The organism is Flavobacterium nitrogenifigens (assembly GCF_003254565.1).
Taxonomy (GTDB): Bacteria; Bacteroidota; Bacteroidia; order Flavobacteriales; family Flavobacteriaceae; genus Flavobacterium; species Flavobacterium nitrogenifigens.
Genome location: NZ_QJRI01000160.1, coordinates 1 through 16,256, shown reverse-complemented (window position 1 = coordinate 16,256; position 16,256 = coordinate 1). Strand labels below are relative to the sequence as shown.

Sequence of the window (16,256 nt, the reverse complement as noted above, 5' to 3'; positions counted from 1 at the left end):
CAATAATTTACAATTATGAAAAGAATAATTTTCCTTTTAATTACTATAGTCGGATGCTGCCATTTTTTGAATGCGCAAGGATACAAGAATCCAGTCATTTCTGGATTTCATCCCGATCCGAGCGTTTGCAGGGTAGGAGATGACTATTATTTGGTCACTTCCAGTTTTGAGTATTTTCCGGGAGTTCCTGTTTTTCACAGTAAAGATTTAATCAATTGGACCAAAATTGGGCATTGCCTTACGCGTGCTTCTCAGCTCAAATTAGACAAATGCGCTCCTTCAGCTGGGATCTATGCGCCTACAATCCGTTATCATGAAGGCCGTTTTTATATGGTCACAACCAATGTATCGGGTGGAGGAAATTTTTATGTGCATACCGATAATCCTGCAGGAGAATGGTCAGAACCCGTTTTTGTCGATCAAGGCGGTATAGATCCTTCTTTATATTTTGAGGATGGCAAATCTTATTTTGTATCGAATCAGAATGGCATTACGATCTGCGAAATTGATATTAAAACAGGAAAAAAACTCACCAAAGGACAAACGGTGTGGAATGGAACAGGAGGACGTTATCCTGAAGCGCCGCACATTTATAAAAAAGACAGCTGGTACTATTTGCTTATTTCTGAAGGAGGTACAGAATACGGCCATAAAATAACCATAGCGAGAAGCAGGAACATTTACGGACCCTATGAATCCAATCCTGCCAACCCGATTTTGACCCATATCAATGAAATCGCTCAAAGCAATCCGATTCAAGGTACAGGGCATGGCGATTTTATTCAGGCGCATGATGGTTCTTGGTGGATTGTCTTTCTGGCTTTCCGTCCGCAAAGTCTGCTGCACCACGTGTTAGGTAGAGAAACATTTTTGGCTCCTGTAAGATGGGATGCAAATGCTTGGCCCGTAATAAATGGCAATGGAACGGTTAATATAGATATGAATGTGCCTACTTTACCGGTACAGGCTGTAAAACCTCATGATTATTCTACTAATTTTGATGAAATAAAGCTCGGAACCGATTGGAATTATCTTAGAAATCCTTTCCTACAGCAATATTCACTTACCGAAAGGAAAGGTTCATTGCGATTAAAAGCTACTTCGGTATCTTTAGACGACAATGATTCGCCAACTTTTGTAGGGCGCAGACAGGAACATATTGATTTTTCAGCTTCCACCGTGATGTCATTGGATAATGCAAAAAGTGGAGATGACGCTGGAATGACCATCTTCTATTCGAGTCAGGCGCATTACGACCTTTCTTTGAAAAAAACAGAAAAAGGCAAAAATAAATTGGTATTGCGTTATAAAATGGGCATACTGAATCATACCGCATCTGAAGTGGAAATTCCTGCCGATACAATTTATTTGAAAGTGGAAGGCAATAAGGATTTTTACAGCTTCTATTATTCTTTGGATGGAAAGGAATTTAAGTTTTTGGATAAAATCAATGTTTGGTATCTAAGCTCTGAGACCAATGGAGGTTTTACTGGCGTGTATGTTGGACTGTATGCCTCATCTCAAAATAAAAATACCAAAGCCTTTGCGGATTTTGACAGTTTCACATATAAACCCGGTAAAATGGAATAGAAAATGGATCGACTGCAAAAAATCTGCAAAGCACAGGTAATAAACGTTTTATTGGCAGTTTTTTTAGCCAGCACGACAAATGCCCAAACAGCAATGGCCAATGCTGCATCTAGAAACTCAACAAGTTTGAATGGGAAATGGAAAGTGCTGTCTGATCCGGGAGCTGCTGGCGACTGGAAGAAAGTTTGGATAGAGCCAAAAGCGCAGAGGAAAACAGATTTTTTTGAATATTCATTTGACGGTGCGCCAGAATTGAATGTTCCGGGCGACTTCAATTCGCAATTATGCGAGCTTGCTTTTTATGAAGGTGCTGTGTGGTACAAAAAAGCGGTTACTCTTAAAAAGAAAAATTCAAGACAGTTTCTGTACTTTGGAGCTATAAATTATAGTGCCGATGTGTATCTGAATGAAGAAAAACTGGGAAGCCATGAGGGAGGTTTCACTCCGTTCCAATTTGAAATTACAGACAAAATAAAGGATGGAGATAATACCATTATTGTAAAAGCAGACAATAGGCGTTTAGAGAACGGAATTCCCGGTTTAGGATATGACTGGCTGAATTATGGAGGAATTACTCGCGAGGTGAAAATTATTGAAACCCCAAAAACATACATTGAGGATTATTCCATCCAGCTAGAAAAAGGCAGTATGACCAATGTGCTGGGATGGATTCGATTGAACGGCGAGAATTTGACCCAAAAAATTATAGTTAAAATACCAGAATTAAATATCGTTTATCAGACAAAGACCGATAGCAACGGTTATGCAAAGCTTGAATTTTCATCCAAGTTTAAGCTATGGTCGCCTCAAAATCCGAAACGATACCATGTAATTGTCGAATGCGACACCGATTCCCTTGCTGATGAAATTGGCTTTAGGAGCATTGAGACCAAAGGGAGTGAAATTCTGCTTAATAAAAAAACAGTTTTCATTAAGGCCATAAACATTCATGAAGAAAATCCGATGAAAAAATCTAGAGCATTTTCATTGGATGATGACAGGCTATTGCTTAATTCTGCCAAAGAGCTAGGATGTAATTTAGTGAGATTGGCACACTATCCGCACAATGAAGACATGGTTAAAGAAGCTGAAAAAATGGGTCTGATGGTGTGGAGCGAACTTCCCATCTATCAGAATATTAAGTTTTCCGATAGTTTGGTTCCCCAAAAAATGTGGCATATGCTACAAGAAATGATTGCTAGAGACAAAAACCGATGTGCAGTTGTGGTCTGGAGCCTTTCGAACGAAACATATCCCGGCACTCCAAATAGAGATAAAGCGCTTATTGATTTAACAAAAGAATGTAAAGCGATCGATTCTACAAGATTGGTTACCCATGTTATCAATACGCAAGGTTATGCCAATAATGCATTTCATGTTTGGGATCCGCTTTATAATTATTCTGATTTAGTTGCTCTTAATGAGTATATTGGCTGGTATATTCCTTGGCAAGGAAAACCTTCAGAAGTGAAGTGGAAAATAGATTTCTCTAATAAACCTGTGTTTATTTCTGAATTTGGAGCAGAAGCATTATATGGAACCAGAAATGTTCCTGCAGATCAAGCTGCCTACTGGTCTGAAGAATATCAGGAGCAGGTTTATAAAAATCAGATTGAAATGTTTAAGACTATTCCAAATTTAAGAGGTGTCTGCCCATGGCTATTGTATGATTACAGATCATTGGGAAGGATGCACCCTGTGTATCAGAAGGGATATAATAGGAAAGGATTGATCTCTGAAAATGGCGAAAAGAAAAAAGCTTGGAACGTTATAAATAACTATTACAAAGAAGATAAATAATGAAAAACAAACCATTTTTAATGGCTATGTTGGCCTTGGTCTGCTGGTCTATAGGGCACTCCCAAACAGAGAATGCTGCAGATAAAAAATTAAACCTGCAGCCCATAGTATTCAATGCCGACGACAAACCGGCATTTGAAGATCCGCCACAAGGATTTAGGGATAAGCACGCGGAATTGGCTTCGGGAAAACTGACTGTGGTCCAGTACAATTCCAAAACATTGGGCACGCGCCGCGAAATGGCAGTCTACACCCCTGCAGGTTATGCAACTGATAAAAAATACCCGGTGCTTTATCTGCTGCATGGCCTTAATTCAGATAAAGGGCAATGGACGGATTGGATTCGCGCCCAGGATGTTATAGATAATTTAATCCGTGACGGAAAAATCAAGCCAATGCTGGTGGTTTTTCCCAACTGCAACTCAAGTGTCACTGTTGAAAATCCGGCTCCTGACCAAGAGAAGGAGAAAGAAATGGGATATAAAAGTTATGGAGTATTTTTTGAGAAAGATCTGCTGAAGGATATCATTCCGTATATTGAAGCAAATTATGCTGTATATTGCAACAGACAGCAGCGAGCTTTAGCAGGTTTGTCTATGGGAGGCGGGCAATCTCTAAACATTGGCCTTTCCCATATCGATACTTTTGCTTTTATTGGAGGCTTTTCATCAGCTCCCAATACAAATGAAGTCGGAGGACTTTCGAGTCTTAAGCTTGTGCCAGAGGTAAAAGCGGCAAGAAAAGATCTTAAAGTGTTATGGGTTTCTTGCGGCAGTAAAGACTGGCTTTTCAATGTGAGCCAGCGCATTCATAGCTGTCTAAAAGCAAACCAGGTGCCTCATGTATGGCATGTAGATGGCAATGCGCACGATGATACAGAATGGGCGAACAATCTGTATCTTTTCTCGCAGCATATTTTTAAATAAAAATTCTTTTAAGCAGTTTATAACTCTTTTTTAAAACGCTTTTAGATAAAACATATAGTCTGAGAAAATAAAAAAAAGCAGCCTTAACATATATAAAGGCTGCTTTTTATTGCGCTGTTTTTTACAGTTTTTTATGAAGTTTTAGATATTCAGAAGGAGACAAGCCAAATTCTTCACGGAAGTATTTTGAAAACCTTTTTGGGGAATTAAATCCGACTTCATAGGCTATCTGCGAAACCTGCATCTGGCTTTTATCCAAAAGCTGTCGTCCTCTTTTCAATCGGATTGTACGGATGAATTCGGCAGGGCCTTTGCCTGTTATAAACATTAGTTTTTTATACAGATGCCCTCGGCTCAAGCCTAAAAAATCTCCAAGATTTTCTACAGAGAATTCAGTATCGCTAATATGCTGTTCGACCGCTTTTATAGCTTTTTCGATAAAAATTTCATCTAGAGAGGTAATGGTAATCTCCTGCGGATTAACGTCTATTTTTTGTTTAAATGCGGCATGGCTCTTTTTGGTCCATTCGATAAATTTATTAATTCGAAGTTTGAGAATATGGATATTAAATGGTTTGGTGATGTAATCGTCCGCTCCATATTTTAGTCCGTCTATATGATATTCCTCAGCAGTGCGCGCTGTAAGAAGAATTACAGGAATATGTGACCAGTAGATATTGGTTTTGACCAATTTGCAAAGCTCAATGCCATCCATAACAGGCATCATTACATCACTTACAATAACCGTAATATTGTGTTTTTGCAGCAGTTCAATAGCCTCTTGGCCATTATGGGCCGTAAGTACTGTAAAGTCATCTTTTAGGTTGTCTTCTATAAATTCGCACAGGTCTTTATTGTCATCCACAAAAAGAACGAGCTGCTGGGCAGGACTTTCTGTTTTTTCTTCTTCAATGGTTATAATATCTGCATGAGCAGGACTAAGCATCAAATTCTTTTCAGAGCTTTCTCTAATTGGGATTTTAAAGGTAAATGCACACCCATGCGGAATATTATCTTCAATGGTTATGGTGCCGCCATGAAGCTGTATGTACTCATTTGCAATATGCAGTCCAAGACCGCTGCCGGTTTCATTCTGGCTCTGTTCTCCTTGATAAAATCTCTCAAATACAAGCGGTTTATCCTTATCGTTTATTCCCGAACCAGTGTCCAGAACTTTGACGCAGACTTGAGTATCGTTGCGGCTAATTTTTACCTGAATTTTTCCTCCATCGGGAGTATATTTAAAAGCATTCGAAAGCAGATTGGCAAGTGTTTTTTGTATCTTATCCTTGTCAAATTCCATAAGCAGGCTGTCTATTTCGCTTTCAAAAGATAATTGGATATTGCGTTCAGCGGCATACACGTTAAACGAACTGCAGATATCCTCGGCGAAACTTACAAACTCTGATGCCTTTAAGTTTAAGCTGACGATTCCTGCATCTAATTTGCGAAAATCCAGCAGCGAATTGATTAAGGAAAGAAGCTGCTGCGCATTTTTATGGATGACATTTATTTTCTTTCGCATAACCTCATCCATAGAATCATTCAAGAGCACTTGCAGAGGCGTTATGATAAGGGTTAGGGGAGTTCTCAGATCATGGCTTATGTTGGTGAAAAAGTTCAGCTTCATTTCGTTAATCTGCCATTCCTTCTCATGATTCATTTTCTCGCGCTGTTCTTCTAACTTTAAATGATGGCGGATTTTTGATCTGCGCACGGTATACCATATTAGGGCCGAGATCGTTAGCCCATAAAAAAGATACGCCCAGATAGTTAAATAAAAAGGTGGCAGTACACTCAATGCCAATACTTTGATATTATCGTTCCAACCCGAAGCATTATCATATGCTTTTACCAAAAGTTTGTAATTGCCGGCTGGCAAGGCAGAAATTGCAATTTTATTGTCCTGAATAGGAATCCATTCAGAATTAAACCCTTCAATCCTGTAAAAATACTTGACTTTATCGGCATTTAATAAATCCGTGCTCGTAAACTTAAGGGTAATAAGCCTGTCATCGTGCCTTAAGGTAAGCTTGGAAAGCAGTTCTGTAGAATGTTGCAGCAACTTATGCCCATTATAGACAGAATCTACCTCTATGGTCTGATTTCCAAGAGTTAGCCCTGTAAAAATAATTTTTGAAACTGGTCTATTTTCTTTTAGCAGCTTGTTTGGATTGATTATGGTATATCCGTCCAGATTGCCAAGCAAAATATCACCGTTTCTTAATTGCAGTATAGAGTGTTTGTTAAAATAATTATCCATCAGCCCATCCCTAACCGAATAGTTTTTGCTGCTTATGGATAAATTATCATTTGCATCATAACTTACAGTTAAAATGGAAAGTCCATTAGGGGTTGTAACCCAAATGTTATTGCGGTTATCTTCCAATATGCCGCTTACAGAATTGTCGCAAAGGCCATTTGATTTGTTGAAGTAATAAATGGTATCTTTTTTCGGATTCCAGATATTGAGTCCATCATTATGGGCAATCCATAAAATATTGTGTTTGTCTTTGTAGACCGTAGAAATCTGAAAGTGCTTGAATTTTTGCGTTCCTTTTTTATTGCCATACGATACGATTTTCTTATTATTGGTAATATCAATATTGAAAAGCCCGTAACCCGTACCCAGCAGAAGCTCATCGCCTAAATCGTAAAACATATCGAGCGCAAAGACTTGATCTTCAAATACAGAAATCACAGAATCAAAACTTGTGGCATCTGACGGAAGCTGCTGTATTTTTCCTCCCATAGACCCTATCCAGATATTTCCGTAACGGTCCTGTTTTAAGTTCCAGACATTGTTGTTGCTTAGTTTGCTGTTTTTTGTGGTATATTGGCTTATTACGCCATTTTGCCAGCAAAACAGCCCATTTTGATAAGTGCCGATCCAAATGCGGTTTTTGCGATCTTCCAATAAACAGGTGATAGCTGCTTTGGGAAATGGAATTCGAGAAGTATTTCCTGATTTTTTATCTTTTTTAAAAAGTCCTTTCCCATCTGTTGCAATCCAGAGATCTTCGTTGTGATCCTCCATTATGGTGCTAATATCAGAGCATTCCGGGTGTTTGAAATTGATGAAATTTTTAAAGCTTTCATTAAAAAAAGAAAGCCCTTTTTTGCTGTGTCCAATCCAGATGGTCCTATCGTTGTCGCGATACATGCAGGTTATATTGTTGGACGGCAGAGAATTGTCTTTGTTTGGGTTTTGAACACAGTTTGTTATGCTGTTTTTTGATTTGTCAAAAATAAAAAGCCCTTTATGGTCGGTTCCAATCCATATTTCGCCTGGCTTATTTTCGATAATGCTGCTAACGAAATTAATGTCGCTGTCTACACTGGATTTTAATGTTATAGAGCTCCATTTCTTAGTTTGATGATCCTGATAAGAAACTTCATAGGGGTTATTGCTGAAATAGACCCATAATCCGTTGTTGCTGTCCAGAAAAGCGATATGCCATTCATCAGTTCCATTTTTTCTGCTTGAAACTGGGAGTGTAATGTTTTTAATATGACCTGTAGTACTGTTTAACTGCCAGCATTTTTGAGAATTTTCAATGCAATATACAGACTCGCCATTATCTGTTACGCTAATAAAAAAAGGGTCTTCAATGTTTACGCCGGTAAAGATGGAAGTATGCCTTTTTTTTATGTCGTAGAAAGAAATATTTTTTTTATTGAAAATCCATAAATTCTTTTTTTTATCCACATAAATTTTACAGTTGCTGTCTGCGCGAATGTGCAGCTTGTTTAAAAGAAAACCGATGTCTGTAATAAAGCAGTCCTTATCTCTGTTATATATTGCATTATCATGTCCAAAATTGACCCATATATTGCCCATGCCGTCTTCTTGAAGGCCTAATATATCATTTGAAATTAGGCTGTTGGGCTTTTTAGAGTTGGTAGTGTAAACCTTGAATTCGTAGCCATCATATCTATTAAGTCCGGTTTCAGTGCCAATCCATAAAAAACCGTAACTGTCCCTTAGAAATGTCTTGACATTGGTGCTCGAAAACCCTTCGCTGGTTTTCAACTGATGAAAAATATAATTGGACTGCGCAAGAATGCTCTGGAACGAAATTATTCCAAAAACAGCAAGAAATAATAAGAGTGCTTTATGTTTTTTCATTCGGTCTAAATTAATCATTTATCTGCAGCTGCAGTATCAAAATAACAGTTTTTATGTAAAATCACAGCCATTATTTCAATCACTATCGATTTTATTTTCTTTTAGAATCGATAGTGAAATTTGAAATATGCAATACGCTTGGCTTATTAAAGATATTTATTTTTCAAAGCTGTATTTAATGCCTTTTGAGATGGTATCCCAGTCATCTGTTCGAAAAGGAATAGCAGGGAAATTTTCTGCATTGTACAAATTACAGTCGCTAGCATCGTCAGCCCAGCCGTAGCGGACAGCTTGCGGATTTTGTACCTGATCGCTCCATACCAAAAGCTGACTGCCTTTTATTTGGGCTTTGGCGTAATGAAAAACATGATCGGATCCTGCAATTTCGAATCCTTTTACATACTGGTATTTATCATGAACCGTTAATCCGCTTTCGGCATTGTCAAATGTTAAGAGTGCCTGATCGCCTTTTGTTTCCATAGATTTGTAGGCTGGTCCGCTGAAAACATTTCCTTTTTCGTACACTTTATTCAAGGCAATGGCCGCCAGTCTATATCCAACGTCCTGTTTGTTTTTTGGATGAATATCTTTTGGATCTCCAATATCTGCAGTAACGCACATGCCGGTATTGGCGACATTGTTAAGGGTGAAATTCTGAGCCTCTCTTAATTCTGCCCAATAACTGCCAACGCTGCTGTTTCCTCCAAACTCATTAAAAGAAGACAGCTGGACAAAAAAGAAAGGAAAATCACCTTGATTCCATTTTGTTCTCCAGTCATTGATTAGTAACGGAAAAGCTTTTTTATATTGTTCGGCACGTGTAGCATTTGCCTCGCCTTGATACCAAAGCACACCCTGAAAAGAATAGGGCACCAAAGGATTGATCATGGCATTGTAAAGAAGAGAGGGATGGCTGTTTGGAGAAAGGTCTGTTTTGATTTCTGTAACCTGAAATTTCCATTTTCCTGCAAGTGGCACAATTGTAGTGCCTACAGTTAATTTTAAATCAGCTTCATCGCCAAAAATGCCGCCCCCTCCGCTGTAATCCGTCACTCGCACTGCAACCGTGTTAATGCCTTCTTTAAGCGTTCCAGCAGGTATTTTGTATATTCTTTTTTTGTCCCATTGGGTATTTTTCCCCACTTCAATTCCATTTACATAAGAAAGATCTTCATCATCTATTTTGCCTAGCTCCAGTAAAGCTTCTTTACTGGCATCTTCTTTTGAAATTATAAAAGACTTGCGCATCCAGACCGTGCCGTCTAAACTGCCTAATTGCTGGTTCCACAATTGCGGGGCATGTATTTCTGGCCATGCGCTATCGTCAAAGCTTGCTGTTTTGTACTGGCTTTCCGAGTTTGAAGTTATTTTAGATTTTTGAAGAGCTTCAATTTTTGCTGTAAGCGCATCGAGTTTATTTTTTAGAAATGAATCCATTGTGCCTTTTGGAAGATCGGCAATCATGCTGCTGAACTCAGGGCTTTTTTCAAAAGCTTCTCTGCTGGTCCAGGTTTCTGAGCACGTGCCTCCCCAAGAAGCATTTATTATTCCGATCGGGATTTTTAATTCATTGTACACTTTTTTTGCAAAAAAATAGCCCACTGCTGTAAAGGCGCCCGTATTTTTTTTGCTGCTTTCTTTCCAGCTGCCAGCTTTGAGCTCCTTTTTGGGTGTCGAATTTAAATCTTTGTCCACTAAAAATTGTCGTATCCAAGGATTATCTGCTTGACTGATTTCATAATCAGCATTCTGAGCTTGGCCAACGGTCCATTCCATATTAGACTGTCCGCTGGAGATCCAGACTTCTCCGACCAGAACATTCTCAATGGTAATGCTGTTCTTTCCTTTAATCGCCATTTTAAAAGGCCCGCCTGCCTTTTCAGGCTTTAAGTATAAAAGCCATTTTCCGTTTTTGTCTGCTTTAGTTCTTTGGATCTGTTTATTAAAAGCGACTTCAATTTTTTCTCCTGAATCGGCCCAGCCCCAAACAGAAATGGGTTTATTGCGCTGTAAGACCATTCCGTCGCTAAAAAGCAGCGGCATTTTTACATTAGCATTTGCGCATAAACTCAGCGCAAAAAGCAAAGTGATTAATTTTTTTTTCATTTTGGTTGGTTTAAATTTATAGTTAGCATTAAATCTGCAGCAAGAGTTGCAGGGATGTTCAAAGGCTGCAATTGTTTTAAAAAAATTATTGCTGCCAAACTGTTACACCGCCTGGAGGCAAAGTTTTGCCGCCAATTATTATATTTGCTGTACCGGATATTTTTTCTATCTCATAATCCTCTGAAGAATAATTTACCGCGATCCAAAAACTGTCACGCCAATTAATGTAAACACCTTTAGGATATTGTTCAACAGCAATTCCAGCCTGCTTGTATACATGCTGCAGAACGTCTTTTTCAAGTTGGGCATCATCTGTATCAGTGCCAATATAAGTAACGGTTCCTTTTCCTATTTTGTTGGTTGCCACAGATGCTGTGCCTGCGTAAAATTGATTAGTGTATTTAGCAAGCACATTTTCAGGTTTATTGGCTTTTACTAGATCTGCCCAGTTATTCCAGTAATACTCCTTTCCGAAACCTTGAATTGTGCCTTTTGCATAGGGCAGAAGATGGTCAAAATCTTCAATTTTGGCATCTATTAGGTTATATATCGGATTTCCCCACCCTTGAAACAAATGTCCGTTTTTGTCCTTAACGGCGGTGCGCACCGTTAAGATTAAATGCCCGCCTTGTTTTACATACTCTGTCCATTTATTGATAAGTTTCTCGTCTGCCAGCTCATAAGCAGGGGCAATCACCACCTTATAAGAATCTAATGGCTCGTTTTCGTAGATTATTTCTGCCGGCGCGCCGCATGATTTTACGATTTCCAAATATTTCTGGAAAAAAGCTAGGGTATTCCATTGGCTTGTCTGCCCTTGGCGTCCCATGCTCCATAAATTGTCATAATTCCATAATAAGGCAGTTTTTCGAGCCTGTACTTCTTTAGGCATTACCGCTTTGGGATTATAAGCTTTTCTTAATGATTTCATTTCCTGCATGGTCTGCTGGTAATCTTTTCCTCCTTGCGATAAGGTGGTTCCATCAAGTTTGGTAATCCCGCTGTGGTACTGCTCCGCACCATAATTGATTTGGCGATAGCGATAAGAGCACGCAAAAGACATGCCTTCGGCCATACAATGATAAAGCCACATGCGCACCGCTCCAGGCTGAAGCAAAGGATTAACATTTCCCCAGTTGACAAAACCAGGCTGGAGTTCCATTATGCCAGAAATGTTGTCTTTAGTTTTGAAAAAACTCAGCGCAAAGGAAAGTTCCCCGGGATCGCCAAGACGAAACCCCTTGTCTCCTATATTAGGAACTCCTTTATTCGGATAGCTTGTAAAAGCATTAAAATCGAGTTTTTTTGTTCTTCTTGGATCTGCTGATGGAGTAGTAGCGGTATAATTTGTTGTTACAAATTGATTTTTAGCAATTAGAGGCCTGATAATGTCTGCCTGAAAATCTAAAAAATCGGCCTGCGTATCGGCAGTATATCGTTTAAAGTCCAGCAAGGCATGCGGATTGATTCCCCACCATCCAACAAGATTTGCATTTGGAATTTTAATCTGGCCAAAACTGCCGTAAGTCTGGCTCCAAAAAGCAGTTCCCCATGCAGTATTCAAAGCGTTTATGGTGCGGTATTTGCTTTCCAACCAATTGCGGAAAGCATCTTGTGAGGAAGGGCTATAGTCTTCTTTGGCTTCCGGTTCGTTGTCGAGCTGCCATCCTATTACATTTGGATTATGGCCGTAGCGTGCCGCCAATTTACTAATGATGTTTTTAGAAAAATTTCTCCATACGGGATTGCTCAAAGACTGCTGTGCTCTTGTGCCATGCTCAGCTCTCTGGTAATGGCTGTCCATCAGATAGATTTCAGGATATTTAATGCCCATCCAGACAGGCGAAATTGCCGTAGACGTGCCTAGAATAACCTTTAACTTGTATTTTCCTGCAAGATTTATCACTTCGTCAAGCCATTCAAATTGGTAGTTTCCTTCTTCGGGTTCCATCTCTATCCAAGCAAATTCCGCAATATGGATAAACTCAAAACCAATCTTAGAAATGTTGCTGATATCTCTTTCCCAGTCTTTTTTATTCCAGTGTTCCGGATAGTAATAAATCCCCATTGCCATCAGATTTTCTTTAGGAAAGAAAACTGGGGACTTTTGTGCCATTATGCCTGCTGAAGACAGCAGCAATAAATAAATGATATATTTTTTTAATTTCATGGATCTATATTTTTCTCACTTGCATCGAGACCTGCATTAAGTTGTCTTAATGCAGGTGTTTGATGTGATTGTTTTAGGATAATTAAATTTTAATGGCTTGAAGCGTTCCATTATAATGGATTTCTTTTCCAGAAGTATCAGAAAGGAATGCTTTTGGATTAGATGGATCGACAGCGATGATTTTAAATTTTCGGTCTTTTAGCATGCCTTTAAAATCTCCTTTGCGCTCGCCAATGGTTAAAGTTTCGTTTTTTTGATCATAATTGAAGCTTATCGTGGCATAATTGCCTTTTTCGTAATTGTAGTTAACGCCTTCATCTTCATACAAGGTAAAGCTTCCGTCGCGGCCTTTATAAACATACAGCACCATATTATCAGCAGGTTTCTGATCGGTGTATTGGATTTCAGGGCCAACGGGAACTATAGCGCCTTCTGGAATAAAGAGGGGAATGCATCCATAAGGAGCGTCAGCCTGTAAAGTCTGTCCTCCTAAGAGCTGCTTACCCGTATAAAAATCGTACCAGTTTTTGCCAGCAGGAAGATACACTTCTCTTTTTCTGGCTCCATATTGGTAAACAGGGCACACCATAAAAGATGACCCAAACATGAATTGGCTGCTGATGTTAACGACATTTTTATCGTTTTGAAAATCCATCACCAAAGGACGCATAATGGTATAATCGTTAAAATGGGTCATGCCCGCCATTGTATAGATGTACGGCATTAGTCTGTAACGCAGACGATCATAAAATACAATTGATTCGTATGCAGGATGGCCTTCTGGAGCGATGTTCCAAGGTTCGCGATACGGAAATTGTCCATGAGAACGGTATAAAGGAGCAAACACCCCAAACTGATGCCAGCGCGTGTTTAATTCGCGCCATTCTTTGCTGTCGGAATTTTCATTTCCGCTTTTGTCGTACTGCTGCTGTGCGCTCACATAGCGGTCTTCAACGCAAAATCCTCCGATATCCATAGTCCAGTATGGAATACCGCTTGCAGCAAAGTTAAGGCCTGCTGAAATCTGCGCTTTCAAATCTTCCCATCTCGTTGCAATATCTCCGCTCCAGGTTGCTGTTGAGTAACGCTGCAGTCCAGCGAAACCTGATCTAGTTAAAAGAAATACACGTTTATTAGGATCTATAGCCCTTTGTCCGTCATATATTGCTTCGGCGTTCATTAGGGCATAAGTGTTGAAATACTCTGTCGCAGACCCTAAAGCGGTTGGTCCCTGCAATTTTTTACGGTACTCCATATCTGTGCAGTCCAATACGTTAGGTTCACTTGCATCCATCCACCATGCATCAACTCCTATAGGATATAAATTTTCATAAATCTGCTTCCAAAACAGTTTACGCGCACCGCTTGCATAAGCGTCATAAAATGAGCCTACATAACCTGGGCCAACCCAGTCGCATACATTATCTTTAATGGCCTGCTGATACATCCATCCTTTTTGGTCAAACTCTTTAAAGTGGTCTGTGGTTTTATAAAATTTAGGCCAGACGGAGATCATCATTTTGGCGTTCATCGAATGGATGGAGTCTGTCATGGCTTTTGGATCAGGAAAACGCTTTGGATCAAACTTGTGGCTTCCCCATGCATCATCTTCCCAATAATTCCAGTCCAATACGATATTATCAATTGGAATCTGGCGCGTTCTGAATTCTTTTAAATTACTTAAGATTTCATCTTGGGTTTTGTATCGCTCGCGGCTCTGCCAATAGCCCATTGCCCATTTAGGCATAATTTGGGATTTTCCTGTCAAGGTTCTATATCCCTTAATGATGCTGTCCATGGAATTGCCATGAATAAAGTAGTAATCGATTTTTTTGTTCATTTCGCTCCACCAGACCTGGCTGTTTTTTTCCTCAGCCAATTGAGGCGTTCTTACCCTTAATCCGCAATAGGATGTTGAACCGTCCGGTTTCCATTCTATTCTTAAAGCAGTGCGCTTGTCTGCTTTCAGATTCATAGAGAATTTGTAGCTGTTAGGATTCCAAGCTGTTCTCCATCGCTCAGGAACCACTAATTGATTGTCTAGATAGACTTTTACATATCCGGAATAATATAAAGTAAATTTATATTCTCCGTCTTGCGGCGCTTCGATTTCCCCTTCATAAGCAACAGCAGCATTCTTTAAAGGCAGATGTGTTGGCAGATTTTTAATGCTTTTAACGTCTTCAAAAAAAATAGATTGCTCTTGACGGATGAGCGGTGCATTTTTCTTCTCTGGCGTGATGTAGGTTCCCGTTAAGAAGCCTGGCTCGCCATTTTTTCCATATAATTTGAAAACCTTGTTTAACTGCTCATAAGGACGGCTGTCTCCAAATCGGCTTAAGGAATAGCTGTCCCATAAAAGGCCATAGTTTTTATTTGATACAATAAAAGGAACCGATACCTTGGTATTGTATTGGAAAAGCTCTTCGCTTTTGTCTTTGTAATTGAATTCATCCGACTGATGCTGTCCCAGCCCATAAAACGCTTCATCTTTAGGCGATTCAAATATCTGCCGCACCGTATAGCCTTTTGTCTGGTCAGCCTCTATAGGAAGAAAAGTCCTGCCGCCGCCTGCTTTTTCGGCCAGCAGCATTTTGCCGTTTTTATCTTTAAACTTAATCCCTCCATCTTTTGCCGAAACCATTACATTTAAAGTCTTGGTTGCGAGTTTAAGGGAGTCTTTTAATTGACTGATTTGAAAAGGGACAGTTTGCTGGCCGGGTACAATAATCAGACTGGAATCTTTCACAGATTCTTTGGCTGACGCAGCAACATGTATCAGATCATTGCCTAAAACCTGCAGACGCAGTGTGCGCAATTGGTTTTCTGCGTTTGGTTTCAAGTTTATAAACACACTGTCATTTGTTTTGGTGTAATTTTTAACAGCGCACGATGCCAAGAGCAATCCGGCGGAAAGACCTAAAGCGATTGTGTTTTTTTTCATGTTTTTTGGTTAAGAATAGTTTATATGATAATTAGCAGTTTTTGCGATTTATGTTTTCCCCGATCTTGAAGTTACTATATTCAGTCGAGCTAAATTTCAAATGGGTTTCAAACGATTGCAAGCTGTAAAAGTCAAATGGCAATCTTCATTTTTTGGTGACTGCATGAGGCTCATTCAAGTTGTATTGGCAGCTGATAATGCTGGAGTGTAAAAATATCTTTTAATGTAAAAGGACAGGGGGCGTAAATGTGTTATTTGAGAGGCTCTTATGTATTATCACGTTTTTGGATGCTGTAAAAGGGGTCAGAATGTATTTTATGGCTGGCAGAAATGTATTATTGCTTTTGAGCATTCAAAGTAAAGAGTACATTAGCATCTGTGAAGTTTCAGAGCTGGAGCACCGAACAGCCTACTTGAGGATTATGAAGAAGAAGCTGTTCAGAATCATCTTGAAATCAAAAATAAACTGACTAACCAACCTCTATAATTATGAATATAAAATTTAGCATATGTTTATTGCTTGTAAGTTTCTTTAAACTAAACGCCCAATCAGTGGTAAAAAGTCCGGACGGAAAACTTGCGGTGTCGGTT

Annotated in this window: 7 protein-coding genes; 3 read left to right on the top strand and 4 right to left on the bottom strand. The window is 39.3% G+C overall.

All coding sequences use genetic code 11. The features are described from left to right. Positions 1–15: 15 nt before the first annotated feature. Genes DM397_RS03060 through DM397_RS03050 form a run of 3 tightly spaced genes read left to right on the top strand, consistent with a single transcriptional unit; the run spans position 16 to position 4,316 of the window. Positions 16–1,590 carry a glycoside hydrolase family 43 protein gene (locus DM397_RS03060; RefSeq protein WP_111376129.1) on the top strand — a complete coding sequence of 525 codons (1,575 nt, stop codon included), beginning with the start codon at positions 16–18 and terminating at the stop codon, positions 1,588–1,590. Between the two features lie 3 nt (positions 1,591–1,593). Then, complete coding sequence (locus DM397_RS03055; RefSeq protein WP_239457780.1) at positions 1,594–3,390, top strand: glycoside hydrolase family 2 protein; 1,797 nt, start codon at positions 1,594–1,596, stop codon at positions 3,388–3,390. After that, the gene (locus tag DM397_RS03050) at positions 3,390–4,316 is read left to right on the top strand and encodes an alpha/beta hydrolase (protein ID WP_204251868.1); all 927 of its coding nucleotides are present in this window, start codon (positions 3,390–3,392) and stop codon (positions 4,314–4,316) included. The genes DM397_RS03055 and DM397_RS03050 overlap by 1 nt, the downstream gene beginning before the upstream one ends. Positions 4,317–4,437: 121 nt before the next feature. Here the strand turns inward: DM397_RS03050 and DM397_RS03045 are convergent, their stop codons facing one another. The 4 genes from DM397_RS03045 to DM397_RS03030 form a co-directional block, all read right to left on the bottom strand. After that, the gene (locus DM397_RS03045; protein WP_111376157.1) at positions 4,438–8,445 is read right to left on the bottom strand and encodes a hybrid sensor histidine kinase/response regulator transcription factor; all 4,008 of its coding nucleotides are present in this window, start codon (positions 8,443–8,445) and stop codon (positions 4,438–4,440) included. Positions 8,446–8,601: 156 nt separating this feature from the next. Then, positions 8,602–10,551: a sialate O-acetylesterase gene (locus DM397_RS03040; RefSeq protein ID WP_111376128.1), complete on the bottom strand. Its 1,950-nt coding sequence runs from the start codon at positions 10,549–10,551 to the stop codon at positions 8,602–8,604. A gap of 85 nt (positions 10,552–10,636) precedes the next feature. Then, the gene (locus tag DM397_RS03035; protein WP_111376127.1) at positions 10,637–12,721 is read right to left on the bottom strand and encodes a beta-galactosidase; all 2,085 of its coding nucleotides are present in this window, start codon (positions 12,719–12,721) and stop codon (positions 10,637–10,639) included. An 82-nt stretch (positions 12,722–12,803) separates the two neighbouring features. Beyond that, on the bottom strand, positions 12,804–15,665 hold the full coding sequence (locus DM397_RS03030; protein ID WP_111376126.1) for a glycoside hydrolase family 31 protein: 2,862 nt from the start codon (positions 15,663–15,665) through the stop codon (positions 12,804–12,806). Positions 15,666–16,256: the final 591 nt, after the last annotated feature.

What these genes read in the sequence shown, in the direction of transcription:
- DM397_RS03060 (WP_111376129.1), top strand. Translation starts at nt 16, where the DNA reads ATGAAAAGAATAATTTTCCTTTTAATTACTATAGTCGGATGCTGCCAT.
- DM397_RS03055 (WP_239457780.1), top strand. Translation starts at nt 1,594, where the DNA reads ATGGATCGACTGCAAAAAATCTGCAAAGCACAGGTAATAAACGTTTTA.
- DM397_RS03050 (WP_204251868.1), top strand. Translation starts at nt 3,390, where the DNA reads ATGAAAAACAAACCATTTTTAATGGCTATGTTGGCCTTGGTCTGCTGG.
- DM397_RS03045 (WP_111376157.1), bottom strand. Translation starts at nt 8,445, where the DNA reads ATGAAAAAACATAAAGCACTCTTATTATTTCTTGCTGTTTTTGGAATA.
- DM397_RS03040 (WP_111376128.1), bottom strand. Translation starts at nt 10,551, where the DNA reads ATGAAAAAAAAATTAATCACTTTGCTTTTTGCGCTGAGTTTATGCGCA.
- DM397_RS03035 (WP_111376127.1), bottom strand. Translation starts at nt 12,721, where the DNA reads ATGAAATTAAAAAAATATATCATTTATTTATTGCTGCTGTCTTCAGCA.
- DM397_RS03030 (WP_111376126.1), bottom strand. Translation starts at nt 15,665, where the DNA reads ATGAAAAAAAACACAATCGCTTTAGGTCTTTCCGCCGGATTGCTCTTG.